Genomic DNA, 15,497 nt, shown 5'->3' with positions numbered 1-15,497 from the left:
TTATTGGGGACCGAGCAGACCCAGCACTTGCAGACTGTGCTGGGCGGCGAGGGGATCGTTGACCAGGTGCAGGCCGAACTGGTCGTGCATTTCTTCGGCGTGGATCTGCGCCGCCGGCCCGGCCAGCAGCAGCGGTACGCCACAGGCACTGTTCAGGCGCGGCAGCTCGCGGCGCACCTGCTGGCTGTCGAGGGCCTGGCTGGAGTACAGCAACAGCCCGCGCGGGTCGATGGCTTCCACGGCCAGGGCCAGTTCGGCACTCGGCAGCGGCCAGTCGAACACTTCCACCGGGCAGTCGGCGCTGCTGGCCAGCCAGGCGCAGAGCCACAGGCCGGGCTCCATGGGCAGGGCCGAGAGGTTGACCAGCAGCAGCGGTGCGCCGCTCTGCTGGCGGTTGTTGTGGTAGATGCGTGCGCCCAGCTTGCTGCGCAGCCAGGAGTGGAAGAACACGCGCTCCAACTGGTGGCCCAACGCCGCTTGTTGCCAGCGCTGATCGAGATCAGCCAGCAGCGGCAGGATCAGCAGTTCGCACAGGGTCAATGGCGGGTAGAGCGACAGAGCCTGGTTGAACTGTTCATCGAGCTGGCGCTCGGCCTGGTGGCTGATGGCCTGCAGCAGCGCCTGGCGCTGGCGTTGCCAGTCGCTGCTGGCGTCGCTGGCTGGCGCGCTGCGGTTGTCGAGCAGCTCCTTGACCTGGCTGACTGCAACACCACGGCCCAGCCAGGTGAGGATGGCCTGGATCCGTGCGACGTGTTCCGGCGAGTAGAGGCGATGGCCCTTGGGCGTGCGATAGGGCACTACCAGGCCGTAGCGGCGTTCCCAGGCGCGCAGGGTGACCGGGTTGACCCCGGTGCTGCGGGTCACCTCGCGGATCGGCAGGTAGCCGCGGTCAATGGCCTCCAGGTAGGCGTCGAAACCATCGTTCATCAGATGGCGTTCCGCAGGCTGAGGTTTTCCGGGTGCGGCTGCAGGTAGGCCTGGCGCGCGATGTAGTGATGCGGGTGGCGGCGGAAATGGTGCTTGAGCAGGGTCAGCGGCACCACCAGCGGGATGATGCCGCTGCGGTACTGGGCGATCAGCTGCTGCATCTCGGCGCGTTCCTCGCGGCTCAGGGCCTGCTTGAGGTAGCCGGACAGGTGCTGCAGCACGTTGCTGTGGGTGCCGCGGGTGGCGCACTTCTGCAGCGCGGCCATCAGCTGGCTGAAATAGCGCGGGCCGATCTCTGCCGGATCATGCTCGCCCAGGTTGCCCAGCAACTGGCCGAGGGCCTTGTACTGCAACGGGTTGTTGGCCATCAGCTGGTATTTGTAGCGGGCATGGAAGTCGATGATCGCCTTGCGGGTCAGGCCGGCGGCCAGCAGGCGGCGCCATTCGGCGTAGGCGAATACCCGGGTGAGGAAGTTCTCGCGCAGTACCGGGTCGTTGAGGCGGCCGTCTTCCTCCACCGGCAGGTCCGGGTGGCGGGCGCAGAAGACGGCGGCGAACAGGCCGCGGCCACCGCCCTTCTGCGGCAGGCCCTTGGCGTCGTAGACCTTGACCCGTTCCAGGCCGCAGGACGGCGACTTCTGCATGAAGATGTAGCCGCACAGCTCGTCGTGCTGCTCGGCCATGCGCTGGCCGTAGTCGCTCAGCGCCTCGCTGACATCCAGCTCGGCGCGCAGGCTGCCGACCGCGCGCGGCGCCTGCGGGTCGCCGACCAGGCGGATCGGCTGGCGCGGGACGCCCAGGCCGATGGCCATCTCGGGGCACAGCGGGACGAACTCGAAATGCTCGGCCAGCACCTGGCTGCACAGCTGCGATTCCTTGTGTCCGCCGTTGAAGCGCACTTCGCTGCCGAGCAGGCAGGCGCTGATGCCGACTCTGGGCTTCTGGCTGCTGTTGTACATATCAGGCCCCTCGATGAATTAATTGTACAAGTTGGTTTATTTGTACAGCTTGGGTTCATCATAGGTTTTATGTTGTACAAGTCAAATAATTTGTACAGCTTTTCGTGAGGCTTATGAGGCTTATGAGGCTTATGAGGCTTATGCGACTTTGTTGCGGGCGCACGGCAGCGCGCGCACTGGCTGATGCAGGATCAGTCAGTGCCGCGGGTGCGAGGGGCGGAAGGAGAGCTGCTTGGGATCGGGCGATCCGAGCCGGGTTCTCAGGGGTAGCCGAGCAGGCTCTTGATCTGCGCCAGGTGGCTGGCCACCCAGTGCTTGTCGATCGGGCCCCAGGCCTGGATGGCGTAGTGCCCGGCGTTGTTGCGCGCGCCGTCGTGCTGGACGAAGTCGCAGAGGATATCCAGCTCGGCGAGGGCGGCCAGGGTGTCCTGGGCGGTGCGCCGCGGCATGCCGGTGGCCGCCATCAGCGCCGGCACCGTGGTGGCTCTGCCGCTGTCGATCAGCCAGGCCACGTACAGGCGGCGGTAGAAGCTGGTGCGGGTCTTGCTCGCTTCCACGGCTGTGGTACTCACAGGCTGGCCAGGCCGATATAGGTGGCGGCGCCGGCCAGGTAGCCGATCAGGGCCAGCCAGCTGATCTTCTTCAGGTACCAGATGAAGTCGATCTTCTCCATGCCCATGGCCGCCACGCCGGCCGCCGAGCCGATGATCAGGCAGCTGCCGCCGGTGCCGGCGCAGTAGGCCAGCAGCTCCCAGAAGCTGCCGTTGACCACGAAGTTGCCCAGCCAGCCGGCTTCGCTGCTTGCTGCCGCGAGCGTTTCGGGGCTGACCAGCGGGTACATCTTCATCGCACCGGCCACCAGCGGCACGTTGTCGACCACCGAGGACAGCAGGCCGATGGCTATGTTGATGGCGTAGACGTTGCCCAGGCTGTCCTTCAGGGCGCTGGCAACCTGGGTCAGGTGGCCGGCGGTGGCCAGGCTGGACACGGCCAGCAGGATGCCGAGGAAGAACAGCACGCTGGTGGTGTCGATCTTGCGCAGTACGCCGACCACCGAGAGCGGGTGCTTGTCTTCATCGTTCTTGCCGCGGTGGAGGATCTCGGTGACCACCCACAGCACGCCGAGGCCGAACAGGATGCCCATGTACGGTGGCAGGTGGGTCACGGTCTTGAACACCGGGACGAACAGCAGGGCGCCGATGCCGAGGATGAACACCAGGTTGCGCTCGAACGGGGTGGTCGGGTCGCGACGTTCTTCATCGGTTTCCAGCACTTCGGGGCGTTCGAACTCGCCTTTCATGCTCAGGCTGAGGACGATCAGTGGGACCAGCAGGCAGACCAGGCTGGGGATGAACAGCTGGGCGATGATGCCGCTGGCGGTGATCTGGTTGCCGATCCACAGCATGGTGGTGGTCACGTCGCCGATCGGCGACCAGGCGCCGCCGGCGTTGGCGGCGATGACCACGATACCGGCGTAGAACCAGCGTTCGTGCTGATCCTTGATCAGCTTGCGCAGCAGGGAAACCATGACGATGGTGGTAGTCAGGTTGTCCAGGGCGGCGGAGAGGAAGAAGGTGATGAAGCCGATCATCCACAGCAGGTGCACGCGCTTGCTGGTACGGATGCGCTCGGTGATCACCTTGAAGCCCTCGTGGGCGTCGATCAGCTCGACGATGGTCATGGCGCCCATCAGGAAGAACAGGATCTCCGAGACTTCGCCCAGGTGGTGGCGCAACTCGCTGCTGATGCCGTGGCTGGCGCTGTCCAGGGCCGGCAGAATGCTCTCGGCGCCCAGTACCAGTGCGGTCCAGCAGAATACGGCGGTGAGTATGGCCGAGGCCGCTTTGTCGATCTTGAGGGGATGTTCCAGGGCTATGCAGAGGTAGCCGATAACGAAAATGAGAGCCATCAAGGCGTACATGGTGCGATTCCGTCGAAGTTGTTATTAATTATTGCGCCGCGGCAGGATGCCTGAGTTGTCTGGTTCGGGGGAAGTGTCCTGATTGTCGCAAGCGCGATCATGACCGTGCTCAAGTTGCCTGCGCTTCTGTAAGGGCCGGATGCAACAAGCCCCGGCAGGGCCGGGGCTTGTCAGTACCATGCAGTCGCCATCAACCGACGAAGTTGAGCAGCACGCCAGCCGCCACCGCCGAGCCGATCACGCCGGCCACGTTGGGCCCCATGGCATGCATCAGCAGGAAGTTCTGCGGGTTGGTCTCCAGGCCGACCTTGTTCGATACCCGGGCTGCCATGGGCACCGCCGAGACGCCGGCGGAACCGATCAGCGGGTTGATCTTGTTGCTGCTGAAGGCGTTCATCAGCTTGGCCATCAGCACCCCGGCCGCCGTACCGGCGCAGAAGGCGACCATGCCCAGCAGCAGAATGCCCAGGGTCTTCATCTGCAGGAAGCTGTCGGCCGACAGCTTGGAGCCCACGGTCAGGCCGAGGAAGATGGTGACGATGTTGATCAGCGAGTTGCGCGAGGTGTCGGCCAGGCGCTCGACCACGCCGGCTTCACGCAGCAGGTTGCCCATGGCGAACATGCCGATCAGCGGGGCCGCATCCGGCAGCAGCAGGCCGACCAGCAGGCACAGCACCAGCGGGAAGATGATCTTTTCGGTCTGGCTGACATGTCGCAGTTGCTGCATGACGATGCCGCGTTCTGCCTGGGTGGTCAGGGCGCGCATGATCGGCGGCTGGATCAGCGGTACCAGGGCCATGTAGGCGTAGGCCGCCACGGCGATCGGGCCGAGCAGATGCGGCGCCAGCTTGGAGGTCACGAAAATCGAAGTCGGGCCGTCCGCGCCGCCGATGATGGCGATGGAGGCGGCTTCCTTCATGGTGAACTCCAGGCCGGGGATGCCTATTGCACCAATTGCCAGTGCGCCGAGCAGGGTGCCGAAGATGCCGAATTGCGCGGCGGCGCCGAGCAGCAGGGTCTTCGGGTTGGCCAGCATTGGGCCGAAATCGGTCATGGCACCCACGCCGAGGAAGATCAGCAGCGGGAAGATGCTGGTCGGCAGGCCCACTTCATAGATCAGGTGCAGGAACCCCGCACCTTCGGCCATGTTGGCCACCGGGATGTTGGCCAACAGGCCACCGAAGCCGATCGGGATCAGCAGCAGCGGCTCGAAGCCTTTCTTGATGCCGAGGTAGATCAGCAGCAGGCAGGTCGCCATCATCAGCGCCTGGCCCGGCTCCAGGTGGTAGAGGCCGGTGCTTTGCCAGAGTTGCAGAAGCTTGTCCATGTGTGCCCCTTAGCCGATGGTCAGCAGGCTGTCGCCCACTGCCACTGCGTCGCCCATCTTGACGTTGACGCTGCCGATGGTGCCGGCGCGGAAGGCGCGGATCTCGGTTTCCATCTTCATCGCTTCGAGGATCAGCACCAGCTGGCCTTCCTCGACGTGCTGGCCGGGTTGCACCAGGACCTTGAAGATGTTGCCGGCCAGCGGCGCCTTCTGTGGCTCGCCGCCACCGGCCGGCAGTGGCGCGGCGTGGCTGGTGGCATGCGCTGCACCGCCCAGCGGCTTGATGCCGGTAAGGTCGCCGCCTTCGTTGACCTGCACCACGAAGGACTGGCCGTTGACGGCCACGGTATAGGTCTCGGCCTGGCCGGCGCTGCGTTCGGCTTGCTCGTTGCCGGTCGGGGCCGGTTCGAAGGCCGCCGGGTTGCCGCGGTTCTGCAGGAACTTGAGGCCGATCTGCGGGAACAGGGCGTAGGTGAGCACGTCATCGATGGCGTTGGCGGCCAGGGTGAAGCCCTGGGTGCGCGCCAGTTCGTCGAGTTCTTCGCTGAGCTTGTCCATTTCCGGTTCGAGCAGGTCGGCCGGGCGGCAGGTGATGGCTTCCTTACCGTCCAGCACGCGATCCTGCAGCACCACATTGAATGGCGCAGGCGCGGCGCCGTATTCACCCTTGAGGATGCCGGCGGTTTCCTTGGTGATCGACTTGTAGCGCTCGCCGGTGAGGATGTTGATCACCGCCTGGGTACCGACGATCTGCGAGGTCGGGGTGACCAGCGGGATGAAACCGAGGTCTTCACGCACCCGCGGGATTTCCGCCAGCACTTCGTCGAAGCGGTCCTGGGCGCCTTGTTCCTTGAGCTGGCTTTCCATGTTGGTGAGCATGCCGCCGGGCACCTGGGCGACCAGGATGCGCGAGTCGACGCCCTTGAGGTTGCCCTCGAACTTGGCGTACTTCTTCCGCACTTCGCGGAAGTAGGCGGCGATTTCTTCCAGCAGCAGCAGATCCAGGCCGGTGTCGCGCTCGGTGCCCTGGAACATGGCGACCACCGACTCGGTTGGCGAGTGGCCGTAGGTCATCGACAGCGAGGAAATCGCCGTGTCGACGTTGTCGATGCCGGCTTCCACGGCCTTGAGGATGGCGGCGCTGGAGAGGCCGGCGGTGGCGTGGCACTGCATGTGGATCGGAATCGACAGGCTTTCCTTCAGGCGCGTGACCAGCTCGAAGGCGGTGTAGGGCGTGAGGATGCCGGCCATGTCCTTGATCGCCAGGGAGTCGGCGCCCATGTCCTCGATCTTCTTGGCCAGGTCCAGCCACATCTCCAGGGTATGCACCGGGCTGGTGGTGTAGGAGATGGTGCCCTGGGCGTGCTTGTCCTGGCGCTTGACCGCCTGCAGGGCGGTTTCCATGTTGCGCGGATCGTTCATCGCGTCGAACACGCGGAACACGTCGACGCCGTTGATCGCCGCGCGTTCGACGAACTTGTCCACCACGTCGTCGGCATAGTGCCGGTAGCCGAGCAGGTTCTGCCCGCGCAGGAGCATCTGCTGGCGGGTGTTGGGCATCGCCGCCTTGAGCTGGCGGATACGCTCCCAGGGGTCTTCGCCCAGGTAGCGGATGCAGGCGTCGAAGGTGGCGCCGCCCCAGGATTCCACCGACCAGAAGCCGACCTGGTCGAGTTTCGGGGCGATGGGCAGCATGTCTTCCAGGCGCACACGGGTGGCGAGGATCGACTGGTGGGCATCGCGCAGGACGACGTCGGTGATACCAAGGCGGGACTTGATCATCTTGTTGGGCTCTCTACTGAAGGGCTACTCAGCCGCGCTTGTTGCGGTGCTGGTGAATGGCGGCCTGGATGGCGGCAATAAGATCGGGGCTGACATCGGCGCTGGCCGTCGTCTGGGGCCGCGGGCTTGACGCGCTGGCCACGGGGTGTGGCTCCGGGGCGAAGCGGGCGATCAGTACGGACATGCCGCGGATCGCGTAGACCAGTAGGGTGAGGAACAAATAGACGCAACCTATGCCGATCAGCATAAGTTCAACGCCCTCCATCAGAAGATCGGTCGGGGTCATGTGAGGCTCCGAGAGTGCCGCCGTAGGTTCGGCGATTATTTGTAGTTATGGCGGCCGCGCTTGTGGCTGCGGCAACTGCGGAACCTTACGTGGATGCGGTCGTTGCCGCAATTATCATGCCGCAATTTAGGACATTTTTTGTTGCAATGCCGACGCGAAGGCCTCTGGCGCGGGTTTTCCGTGGTGAGGTCGGCGCCAACCGCTGTCCACGCGGGTTGGCGCATTCGGGGCGGAGGCGCAGGGCTTCGCCGCGTTGCTTTTCGGTGATGATTCCGCTGCGCAGAAAAAAGGCCCGCGGTCTGGCGACGGCGGGCCTTTTTCACTGGGCTGGCTTAGAGGTTGGCGATCTTCTTGCGCTGCTCGACCATCTTGCTCAGGGCCTGTTCGGCCTCGGCCAGCTTGGCGCGCTCCTTGTCCAGCACTTCGGCCGGCGCCTTGGCGACGAAGCCTTCGTTGCTCAGCTTGCCGCCGACGCGCTGTACTTCACCGGTCAGGCGCTGGATTTCCTTGTCCAGGCGCGCCAGTTCGGCGTCTTTGTCGATCAGCCCGGCCATCGGCACCAGCACCTGCATCTCGCCGACCAGGGCGGTGGCGGACATCGGCGCTTCCTCGCCGGATGCCAGCACGCGCACCGACTCCAGCTTGGCCAGCTTGCTCAGCAGCGGCTCGAAGTCGGCCAGGCGGCGCAGGTCTTCGGCGCTGGCGTTGGCGACGATGATGTCGATGCGCTTGGCCATGGAGATCTTCATCTCGCCACGGATCTGCCGCACGCCGAGCATCAGCTGCTTGACCCACTCGATGTCGCCTTCGGCGCTCGCGTCGATACGGCTTTCATTGGCCACCGGCCAGGCCTGCAGCATGATGGTCTCGCCACTGACGCCGGCCTGGGCCTTGATCCGCTGCCAGATTTCTTCGGTGATGAAGGGCATGAACGGGTGGGCCAGGCGCAGGATCACTTCCAGCACGCGCACCAGGGTACGGCGGGTGCCGCGCTGGCGTTCGGCCGGGGCGTTCTCGTCCCACAGCACCGGTTTGACCAGCTCCAGGTACCAGGCGCAGTACTCGTCCCAGATGAACTCGTAGAGGGCCTGGGCGGCCAGGTCGAAGCGGAAGCCGTCGAGGTGGCGGGTCACGTCCTGCTCGCAGCGCTGCAGGGCGGAGATGATCCAGCGGTCGACCGGCGACAGCTCGACGGCTTCGCCATTGATGCCGGTGTCCTGGCCATCGGTGTTCTCGATGACGAAGTTGGCGGCGTTCCACAGCTTGTTGCAGAAGTTGCGGTAGCCCTCGACGCGACCCATGTCGAACTTGATGTCACGCCCGGTGGAGGCCAGCGCCAGGTTGGTGAAGCGCAGGGCGTCGGTGCCGTAGGCGGCGATGCCTTCCGGGAACTCGGCGCGGGTCTGCTTGGCGATCTTCTCGGCCAGCTTGGGCTGCATCATGCCGCTGGTGCGTTTGGCTACCAGGGATTCCAGGTCGATGCCGTCGACGATGTCCAGCGGGTCGAGCACGTTGCCCTTGGACTTGGACATCTTCTGGCCCTGGCCGTCGCGCACCAGGCCGTGCACGTACACGGTCTTGAACGGGATCTGCCCGGTCAGGTGGGTGGACAGCATGATCATCCGGGCGACCCAGAAGAAGATGATATCGAAGCCCGTTACAAGAACATCCGTGGGGTGGAAGGTCTTGAGGAAGTCGGTCTGCTGCGGCCAGCCGAGGGTGGAGAAGGTCCACAGGCCGGAGCTGAACCAGGTGTCCAGCACGTCTTCGTCCTGGCGCAGGTTGGCGTCGCCGAGGTTGTGGGTGGCGCGCACTTCCGCTTCGTCACGACCGACGTAGACGTTGCCGGCGTCGTCATACCAGGCCGGGATGCGGTGACCCCACCAGAGCTGGCGGCTGATGCACCAGTCCTGGATGTCGCGCATCCAGGAAAAATACATGTTCTCGTACTGCTTGGGCACGAATTGGATCTCGCCGCTCTCGACCACGGCGATGGCTTTCTCGGCCAGCGGCTTGGTGGAGACGTACCACTGGTCAGTCAGCCACGGCTCGATGATGGTGCCGGAGCGGTCGCCCTTCGGCACTTTCAGCGCGTGGTCGTCGATGCTTTGCAGTAGGCCGGCGGCCTCGAAAGCGGCAACGATCTGCTTACGGGCGACAAAGCGGTCGAGGCCGGCGTATTCGGCCGGCAGGCTGCCGTCGATCTCGCTGTTGACGCTGCCGTCGATGTTGAACACCTGGGCCTTGGCGAGAACCTTGGCGTCCTTGTCGAAGATATTCAGCAGCGGCAGATTGTGGCGCTTGCCGACTTCGTAGTCGTTGAAGTCGTGGGCCGGGGTGATCTTCACGCAGCCGGTACCGAACTCGGGGTCGCAGTAGTCGTCGGCGATGATCGGGATACGCCGGCCAACCAGCGGCAGCTCGACGAAGGTGCCGATCAGGGCTTTATAGCGCTCGTCTTCCGGGTGCACGGCCACGGCGGCGTCGCCGAGCATGGTTTCCGGGCGGGTGGTGGCGACTATCAGGTAATCCTTGCCGTCGGCGGTCTGGTTGCCGTCGGCCAGCGGATAGCGCAGGTTCCACAGGTGGCCTTTCTCGTCGTGGTTTTCCACTTCGAGGTCGGAGATGGCGGTGTGGAACTTGGTGTCCCAGTTGACCAGGCGCTTGCCGCGGTAGATCAGGCCGTCGTTATGCAGGCGTACGAAGGCTTCTTTAACGGCTTCGGACAGGCCTTCGTCCATGGTGAAGCGCTCGCGCGACCAGTCCACCGAGGAGCCCAGGCGACGGATCTGCCGGGTGATGGTGCCGCCGGACTGCTCCTTCCACTCCCAGACTTTCTCCAGGAACTTCTCGCGGCCCAGGTCATGGCGGCCGATGCCGTCGGCGGCCAGCTGGCGCTCGACCACCATCTGCGTGGCAATGCCCGCGTGGTCGGTGCCCGGCTGCCAAAGGGTATTGCGACCCTGCATGCGGCGGAAACGGATCAGGCAGTCCATGATCGAGTTGTTGAAGCCATGGCCCATGTGCAGGCTGCCGGTGACGTTCGGCGGCGGGATCATGATGCTGTAGGGCTCGCCGGAACCTTGCGGGGCGAAGTAGTTGTTCTGCTCCCAGGTCTGGTACCAGGAAGTTTCGATGGCGTGGGGCTGGTAGGTCTTGTCCATGGGTGCGGCGGGACCGTATTGGCAACTGAGCGGGAAAGCCGGCAAGTATAACGGCAAAGGGCAGGCGGCCAAAGGCCGGCGCTACGAGAGGCGGATGGCGGGCGTTTATCGGGCTCTTTCAGGCTGGTGGTTGGTGCTGCCGGCTATGGGGCGCGTAGGTTGTGCCGTGCGCACCGAAGGCCATGGTGCACGGCGCACCCTGCGGGATCAGGGTTTGCGCTGGGCCAGCAGGCGGTCGAGGCGGGCGTCGAGGCGGCGCTTGAGTTCGGCCTCGATCTGCGGCACGAAATCGTCGATCACGTCCTGCAGCAGCAGTTGCGCGGCGGCGCGCAGTTCGCCGTCGAGACGGCTCAGCTCGCCGCTGCCCTGGGCGCCGAGGCTGCGCTGGAGGGCGCTGCCGATGGTTGAACTGGCGGGCACGGCCGGGCGCAGCGGCGGGGTTGGGGTGACCGGCGCGGGCGCGCCCATGTTGCCGGGTTGTAAGGCGGGGTCGGGCAGGCTGACGGCCGGGCCGGGCTCGATGATGTCGGAGAGCAGGGGGATCTGCAGTTCGCCGTCGAGGCTGTCGGTGAGCAGCGGCGGCTCGAGCTTTTCGTCCTCCAGCAACTGACGGATCGACTCGAGGTCGTCCAGCAGGAGGTCGGGCTTGGGTGGTTTCGGGGTGTCCATGATGCGATTAGAGCCTGTTCATGAGCTCGCGAGCTAGAGCCAGGCAAGGCGAAGACAGGCGAGGAAGCGCAGTTTACGAATGGTAAATGAGCATTTCGAGCCTGTTTTCAACGCCGCATGGCCGACGCGCAGCAGATCATGGACAGGTTCTCAGAGCTCTACACGCTGCGGATCATAGCCTTTCTGCCGGTACAGGCGGAAATTCTCGCGACACAAGGCCAGCAGCTGCGGCTCCTGGTTGACGATCTCGATGACCCGGCCGAACTGCTCAAGATGCGGCGACAGCGCCGGATTGAGGTTGATCAGCAGGCCCTGGCTGGCGGCCGGCGCCTGGTCCAGGCCGAGCACCACCGGCGCCTGCGGGTTGTGCTGGTGCAGGTCGTGGGGCACGAAGCTGTCGCCCTTGAAGCGCCACAGCAGCTCGTCCAGCTCCTCGCACTGGACCTGGTCGCTGCCGCGCAGGAACACCGGCAGGCCGGCACGCCAGGCCTTCAGTGCCAGCTGGCAGGCCGCGCGCAGGCGGCCTTCCGGCGTGGTGGAGGAGAGGACGTAGAACTCGACTCTCACTTGACCCTGTCCAGCAGGTACTGGGTCAGCAGGGGCACCGGGCGGCCGGTGGCGCCCTTGTCCTTGCCGCCGCTGATCCAGGCGGTGCCGGCGATATCCAGGTGCGCCCAGTGGTACTTCTTGGCGAAGCGCGAGAGGAAGCAGCCGGCGGTGATGGTGCCGGCCTTGGGCCCGCCGATGTTGGCGATGTCGGCGAAGGGACTGTCCAGCTGTTCCTGGTATTCGTCGTGCAGCGGCAGCTGCCAGGCGCGGTCGTCGGCGTGCTCGCCGGCCTTGAGGAGCTGCTTGACCAGCGCGTCGTTGTTGCCCATCAGGCCGGAGACCTGGCTGCCCAGGGCGACGATGCAGGCGCCGGTGAGGGTGGCGATGTCGATCACCGCTTGCGGCTTGAAGCGTTCGGCATAGGTCAGGGTGTCGCACAGCACCAGGCGGCCTTCGGCGTCGGTGTTGAGGATTTCCACGGTCTGCCCGCTCATGCTGGTGACGATGTCGCCGGGGCGGGTGGCGCCGCCGCTGGGCATGTTCTCGGCGCAGGCCAGCAGGCACACCAGGTTGATCGGCAGCTGCAGGTCGAGCACGGCCTTGAGGGTGCCGAACACGCTGGCGGCGCCGCACATGTCGTACTTCATCTCGTCCATGCCGGCGGCCGGCTTGATGCTGATGCCGCCGGTGTCGAAGGTGATGCCCTTGCCGACCAGGGCGAAGGGCGCCTCATCCTTGGCGCCGCCGTGGTAGTGCATGACGATCATCCGCGGCGGCTGCGCGCTGCCCTGGGCCACGGCGAGGAAGGCGCCGGCGCCGAGTTCCTTGAGCTTCTTCTCGTCGAGGATCTCGACCTTGAGGTTCTTGTGCGCCTTGCCCAGGGCCTTGGCCTCGTCGGCCAGGTAGCTGGGGTGGCAGAGGTTCGGCGGCAGGTTGCCGAGGTTGCGGGTGAACGCCATGCCGCTGGCGATGGCCTGGGCATGCAGGCTGCCGCGCTCGGTGTCGGCCTGCTCGGCCTTGTCGGCGATCAGGGTGATCTTCTTCAGCGCGCGGGCTTCGGCCTTCTGGCTCTTGAACTGGTCGAACAGATAGTCGCCGTCGGCCAGGGTCTCCACCAGCAGGCGGGCCTTGCCGTAGGCGTCGCGGCCCTTGACCTTGAGTTCGCCGAGGGCCAGCACCGCGTCGCCGCCGCCCAGGCCCTTGAGCACGCCGTGCACCGCTGCAACCAATTTGCGGTACTGGCGGTCGGATAGCTCGCCCTTGCCGCTGCCGACCAGCAGCACGCGCTCGGCCTTGAGGCCCGGCAGGCTGTGCAGCAGCAGGGTCTGCCCGGATTTGCCGGCGATATCGCCGCGCTTGAGCAGGGCGCTGATAGCGCCGGCGCTGGCCTCATCCACGGCCTTGGCGGCCAGGCCGAGCTTGCGGCCCTCGCCAATGGCGACCACCAGGGTGGCGGTCTTCAGGGTTTCCGGGCGGGTGCTTTTGACGAGGAATTCCATGCTGAGCTGTCCCCAAGACAAAGAGTCGGGTTTGGCGGATAATGGCCGCTATTTTTTCGAGGGCCTGCACGTGCTGCAGGCCGGCAAAGGTGCCGGCTAGTTTGAGCGTAGCCACCTGAGCCTGACAACCCTGGAGTGTCTGGTTTGATCGTCTTCCGTTACCTGTCCCGTGAAGTGCTGCTTACCCTCAGCGCGGTCAGTGCCGTGCTGCTGGTGATCATCATGAGCGGGCGTTTCATCAAGTACCTGGCCCAGGCGGCGCAAGGCCTGCTCGACCCCAGCGTGCTGTTCATGATCATGGGCTACCGCCTGCCGGGCTTCCTCCAGCTGATTCTGCCGCTGGGCCTGTTCCTCGGCATCCTGCTGGCCTACGGGCGCCTGTACCTGGACAGCGAGATGACCGTGCTGTCGGCCACCGGCATGAGCCACAAGCGCCTGCTGACCTACACCATGGCCCCGGCGCTGCTGGTCGCCCTGCTGACCGCCTGGCTGAGCCTGGGCCTGGCGCCGCAAGGGGTGGCCGAGGTCACGCGGATCTTCAACCAGCAGGATGCCCTGACCGAGTTCGATACCCTGGTGCCCGGCCGCTTCCAGGCGATGAAGGACGGCTCGCGGGTGACCTATACCGAAAGCCTGTCGGCGGATCGTGGCCAGCTGGCCGGCGTGTTCATCTCCGAGAAGCGCCTGAGCCGCGACAAGGACGAGAAGAACAAGGAGCGCGGCATCACCGTGCTGGTCGCCGAAAGCGGACGCCAGGTGATCCAGGCCGACGGCAGCCGCTACCTGATCCTGGAAAACGGTTACCGCTACGACGGCAACCCGGGCCAGGCCGACTACCGGGCGATCCAGTACGAGACCTACGGCGTGCTGCTGCCCAAACCGTCGGTGAGCAACGAGATCGGCGAGCGCGAAGCCATTCCCACTCGCGAGCTGTTCGGCAGCGACAACCCCAAGCACCAGGCCGAGCTGCAGTGGCGCCTGTCGATTCCGCTGCTGGTGTTCGTCGTCACCCTGCTGGCCGTGCCGCTGGCCCGGGTCAACCCGCGCCAGGGTCGCTTCCTCAAGCTGCTGCCGGCGATTCTGCTGTACATGGCCTACCTGGCGCTGCTGATCGGCGCCCGCGGCCAGCTGGACAAGGGCAAGATTCCCCAGGACCTGGGGCTGTGGTGGGTGCACGGCCTGTTCCTGCTGATCGGATTGGGGCTGTTCTTCTGGACGCCCGTGCAACTCAAGCTGGCCAGCCGCCGCGCAGTGAAGGAGATGGCCCATGGTCAGGCTTGATCGTTACATCGGGACCAGCGTGTTCTTCGCCATCATGGCGGTGCTGGGGATCATCGTCGGCCTGGCGCTGCTGTTCGCCTTCATCGACGAACTGGGCGATCTCGGGGACTCCTACGGCACCCTCGAGGCGCTGGTCTACGTGCTGCTGACCCTGCCGCGGCGGATCTACGAGATGCTGCCGATGGCGGCACTGATCGGCTGCCTGATCGGCCTCGGCAGCCTGGCCAGCAACAGCGAACTGACCATCATGCGTGCCGCCGGGGTCTCGGTCGGACGCATCGTCTGGGCGGTGATGAAGCCGATGCTGGTGCTGATGCTGGTCGGCCTGCTGATCGGCGAATACCTGGCGCCCTGGAGCGAGAACCTGGCCCAGGCGCACCGTTCGATGGCCCAGGGCGGCGGCGAGGCGCAGAGTTCCAAGCGCGGCCTGTGGCACCGCCAGGGCCAGGAATACATCCACATCAACGCCGTGCAGCCCAATGGCCGGCTGTACGGGGTGACCCGCTACCAGTTCGACGACCAGCGCCATCTGCTGTCTTCCAGCTTCGCCCGCCGCGCGCTGTACCAGGGCGACCATTGGCAGCTGGAAGAGGTCAAGACCACGCATTTCCGCGAACGCACCACCGAGGTGATCGAGGAGCCGAACCAGCGCTGGGACATCGAGCTCAACCCGCAGCTGCTCGGCACCGTGGTGATGGCGCCGGAGGCGTTGTCGGTGAGCGGGCTGTGGCGCTATATCCAGTACCTGGGCGAGCAGGGCCTGAACAACGGCAGCTACTGGCTGGCGTTCTGGACCAAGGTGCTGCAGCCGCTGGTGACCGCCGCGCTGGTGCTGATGGCGATTTCCTTCATCTTCGGCCCGCTGCGTTCGGTGACCCTCGGCCAGCGCGTGTTCACCGGAGTGCTGGTGGGCTTCGCGTTCCGCATCGCCCAGGACCTGCTCGGCCCGTCGAGCCTGGTGTTCGGCTTCTCGCCGCTGCTGGCGGTGCTGGTGCCGACCCTGATCTGCGCGGGGGCGGGCTCCGTGCTGCTCAGGCGCGCCGCCTGACGCGCGCGGGATGGCAAAAGGCCGGGCTTAGCCCGGCCTTTTTGTTGGCTATGTGCCAGTTCCGTGTTGCACAAGCCATCGAGCT

Annotated in this window: 13 protein-coding genes; 2 read left to right on the top strand and 11 right to left on the bottom strand. The window is 65.4% G+C overall.

Features of this window, described 5'->3' with window-relative positions; translation table 11 throughout:
* From F3I16_RS17215 to F3I16_RS17165, 11 genes are all read right to left on the bottom strand, one after another.
* The gene (locus F3I16_RS17215; protein WP_160494781.1) at positions 1-927 is read right to left on the bottom strand and encodes a MerR family transcriptional regulator; all 927 of its coding nucleotides are present in this window, start codon (positions 925-927) and stop codon (positions 1-3) included.
* Positions 927-1,886 carry a DUF523 and DUF1722 domain-containing protein gene (locus tag F3I16_RS17210; protein ID WP_160494780.1) on the bottom strand — a complete coding sequence of 320 codons (960 nt, stop codon included), beginning with the start codon at positions 1,884-1,886 and terminating at the stop codon, positions 927-929. Before F3I16_RS17210 ends, F3I16_RS17215 begins: the two co-directional genes overlap by 1 nt.
* A 260-nt stretch (positions 1,887-2,146) precedes the next feature.
* Complete coding sequence (locus F3I16_RS17205; protein WP_160494818.1) at positions 2,147-2,443, bottom strand: winged helix-turn-helix domain-containing protein; 297 nt, start codon at positions 2,441-2,443, stop codon at positions 2,147-2,149.
* An 11-nt stretch (positions 2,444-2,454) separates the two neighbouring features.
* Positions 2,455-3,807, bottom strand: a complete 1,353-nt coding sequence (gene nhaD, locus F3I16_RS17200) for a sodium:proton antiporter NhaD (RefSeq protein WP_160494779.1) — start codon at positions 3,805-3,807, stop codon at positions 2,455-2,457.
* A 190-nt stretch (positions 3,808-3,997) separates the two neighbouring features.
* Positions 3,998-5,134 (bottom strand): sodium ion-translocating decarboxylase subunit beta, encoded by a 1,137-nt coding sequence (locus F3I16_RS17195; RefSeq protein WP_160494778.1) that lies wholly within the window; start codon positions 5,132-5,134, stop codon positions 3,998-4,000.
* Between the two features lie 9 nt (positions 5,135-5,143).
* On the bottom strand, positions 5,144-6,916 hold the full coding sequence (gene oadA, locus F3I16_RS17190; RefSeq protein ID WP_160494777.1) for a sodium-extruding oxaloacetate decarboxylase subunit alpha: 1,773 nt from the start codon (positions 6,914-6,916) through the stop codon (positions 5,144-5,146).
* 28 nt (positions 6,917-6,944) lie between these two features.
* On the bottom strand, positions 6,945-7,202 hold the full coding sequence (locus F3I16_RS17185) for an OadG family protein (protein WP_160494776.1): 258 nt from the start codon (positions 7,200-7,202) through the stop codon (positions 6,945-6,947).
* Positions 7,203-7,534: 332 nt separating this feature from the next.
* The gene (locus tag F3I16_RS17180) at positions 7,535-10,366 is read right to left on the bottom strand and encodes a valine--tRNA ligase (RefSeq protein ID WP_160494775.1); all 2,832 of its coding nucleotides are present in this window, start codon (positions 10,364-10,366) and stop codon (positions 7,535-7,537) included.
* A 207-nt stretch (positions 10,367-10,573) separates the two neighbouring features.
* Positions 10,574-11,035: a DNA polymerase III subunit chi gene (locus F3I16_RS17175; RefSeq protein ID WP_160494774.1), complete on the bottom strand. Its 462-nt coding sequence runs from the start codon at positions 11,033-11,035 to the stop codon at positions 10,574-10,576.
* Between the two features lie 150 nt (positions 11,036-11,185).
* The gene (locus F3I16_RS17170; protein ID WP_160494773.1) at positions 11,186-11,602 is read right to left on the bottom strand and encodes a DNA polymerase III subunit chi; all 417 of its coding nucleotides are present in this window, start codon (positions 11,600-11,602) and stop codon (positions 11,186-11,188) included.
* Complete coding sequence (locus tag F3I16_RS17165; protein WP_160494772.1) at positions 11,599-13,083, bottom strand: leucyl aminopeptidase; 1,485 nt, start codon at positions 13,081-13,083, stop codon at positions 11,599-11,601. The genes F3I16_RS17170 and F3I16_RS17165 overlap by 4 nt, the downstream gene beginning before the upstream one ends.
* A 144-nt stretch (positions 13,084-13,227) precedes the next feature.
* On the opposite strand from F3I16_RS17165, the gene lptF reads away from it, so the two are divergent.
* On the top strand, positions 13,228-14,364 hold the full coding sequence (gene lptF / locus F3I16_RS17160) for an LPS export ABC transporter permease LptF (RefSeq protein WP_160494771.1): 1,137 nt from the start codon (positions 13,228-13,230) through the stop codon (positions 14,362-14,364).
* Positions 14,351-15,412 carry an LPS export ABC transporter permease LptG gene (gene lptG / locus F3I16_RS17155; protein WP_160494770.1) on the top strand — a complete coding sequence of 354 codons (1,062 nt, stop codon included), beginning with the start codon at positions 14,351-14,353 and terminating at the stop codon, positions 15,410-15,412. The genes lptF and lptG overlap by 14 nt, the downstream gene beginning before the upstream one ends.
* The last annotated feature ends 85 nt before the right edge of the window (positions 15,413-15,497 follow it).

Source organism: Pseudomonas sp. L-22-4S-12, assembly GCF_009799935.1.
Classification (GTDB): Bacteria; Pseudomonadota; Gammaproteobacteria; order Pseudomonadales; family Pseudomonadaceae; genus Aquipseudomonas.
This window is presented reverse-complemented; position numbering and strand designations above follow the sequence as displayed.

Bases quoted from the DNA above. Each gene is read 5' to 3' on its own strand.
- F3I16_RS17185 (WP_160494776.1), bottom strand. From the start codon at position 7,202: ATGACCCCGACCGATCTTCTGATGGAGGGCGTTGAACTTATGCTGATC.
- F3I16_RS17215 (WP_160494781.1), bottom strand. From the start codon at position 927: ATGAACGATGGTTTCGACGCCTACCTGGAGGCCATTGACCGCGGCTAC.
- F3I16_RS17175 (WP_160494774.1), bottom strand. From the start codon at position 11,035: ATGGACACCCCGAAACCACCCAAGCCCGACCTCCTGCTGGACGACCTC.
- F3I16_RS17180 (WP_160494775.1), bottom strand. From the start codon at position 10,366: ATGGACAAGACCTACCAGCCCCACGCCATCGAAACTTCCTGGTACCAG.
- F3I16_RS17210 (WP_160494780.1), bottom strand. From the start codon at position 1,886: ATGTACAACAGCAGCCAGAAGCCCAGAGTCGGCATCAGCGCCTGCCTG.
- F3I16_RS17165 (WP_160494772.1), bottom strand. From the start codon at position 13,083: ATGGAATTCCTCGTCAAAAGCACCCGCCCGGAAACCCTGAAGACCGCC.
- oadA (WP_160494777.1), bottom strand. From the start codon at position 6,916: ATGATCAAGTCCCGCCTTGGTATCACCGACGTCGTCCTGCGCGATGCC.
- F3I16_RS17195 (WP_160494778.1), bottom strand. From the start codon at position 5,134: ATGGACAAGCTTCTGCAACTCTGGCAAAGCACCGGCCTCTACCACCTG.
- nhaD (WP_160494779.1), bottom strand. From the start codon at position 3,807: ATGTACGCCTTGATGGCTCTCATTTTCGTTATCGGCTACCTCTGCATA.
- lptG (WP_160494770.1), top strand. From the start codon at position 14,351: ATGGTCAGGCTTGATCGTTACATCGGGACCAGCGTGTTCTTCGCCATC.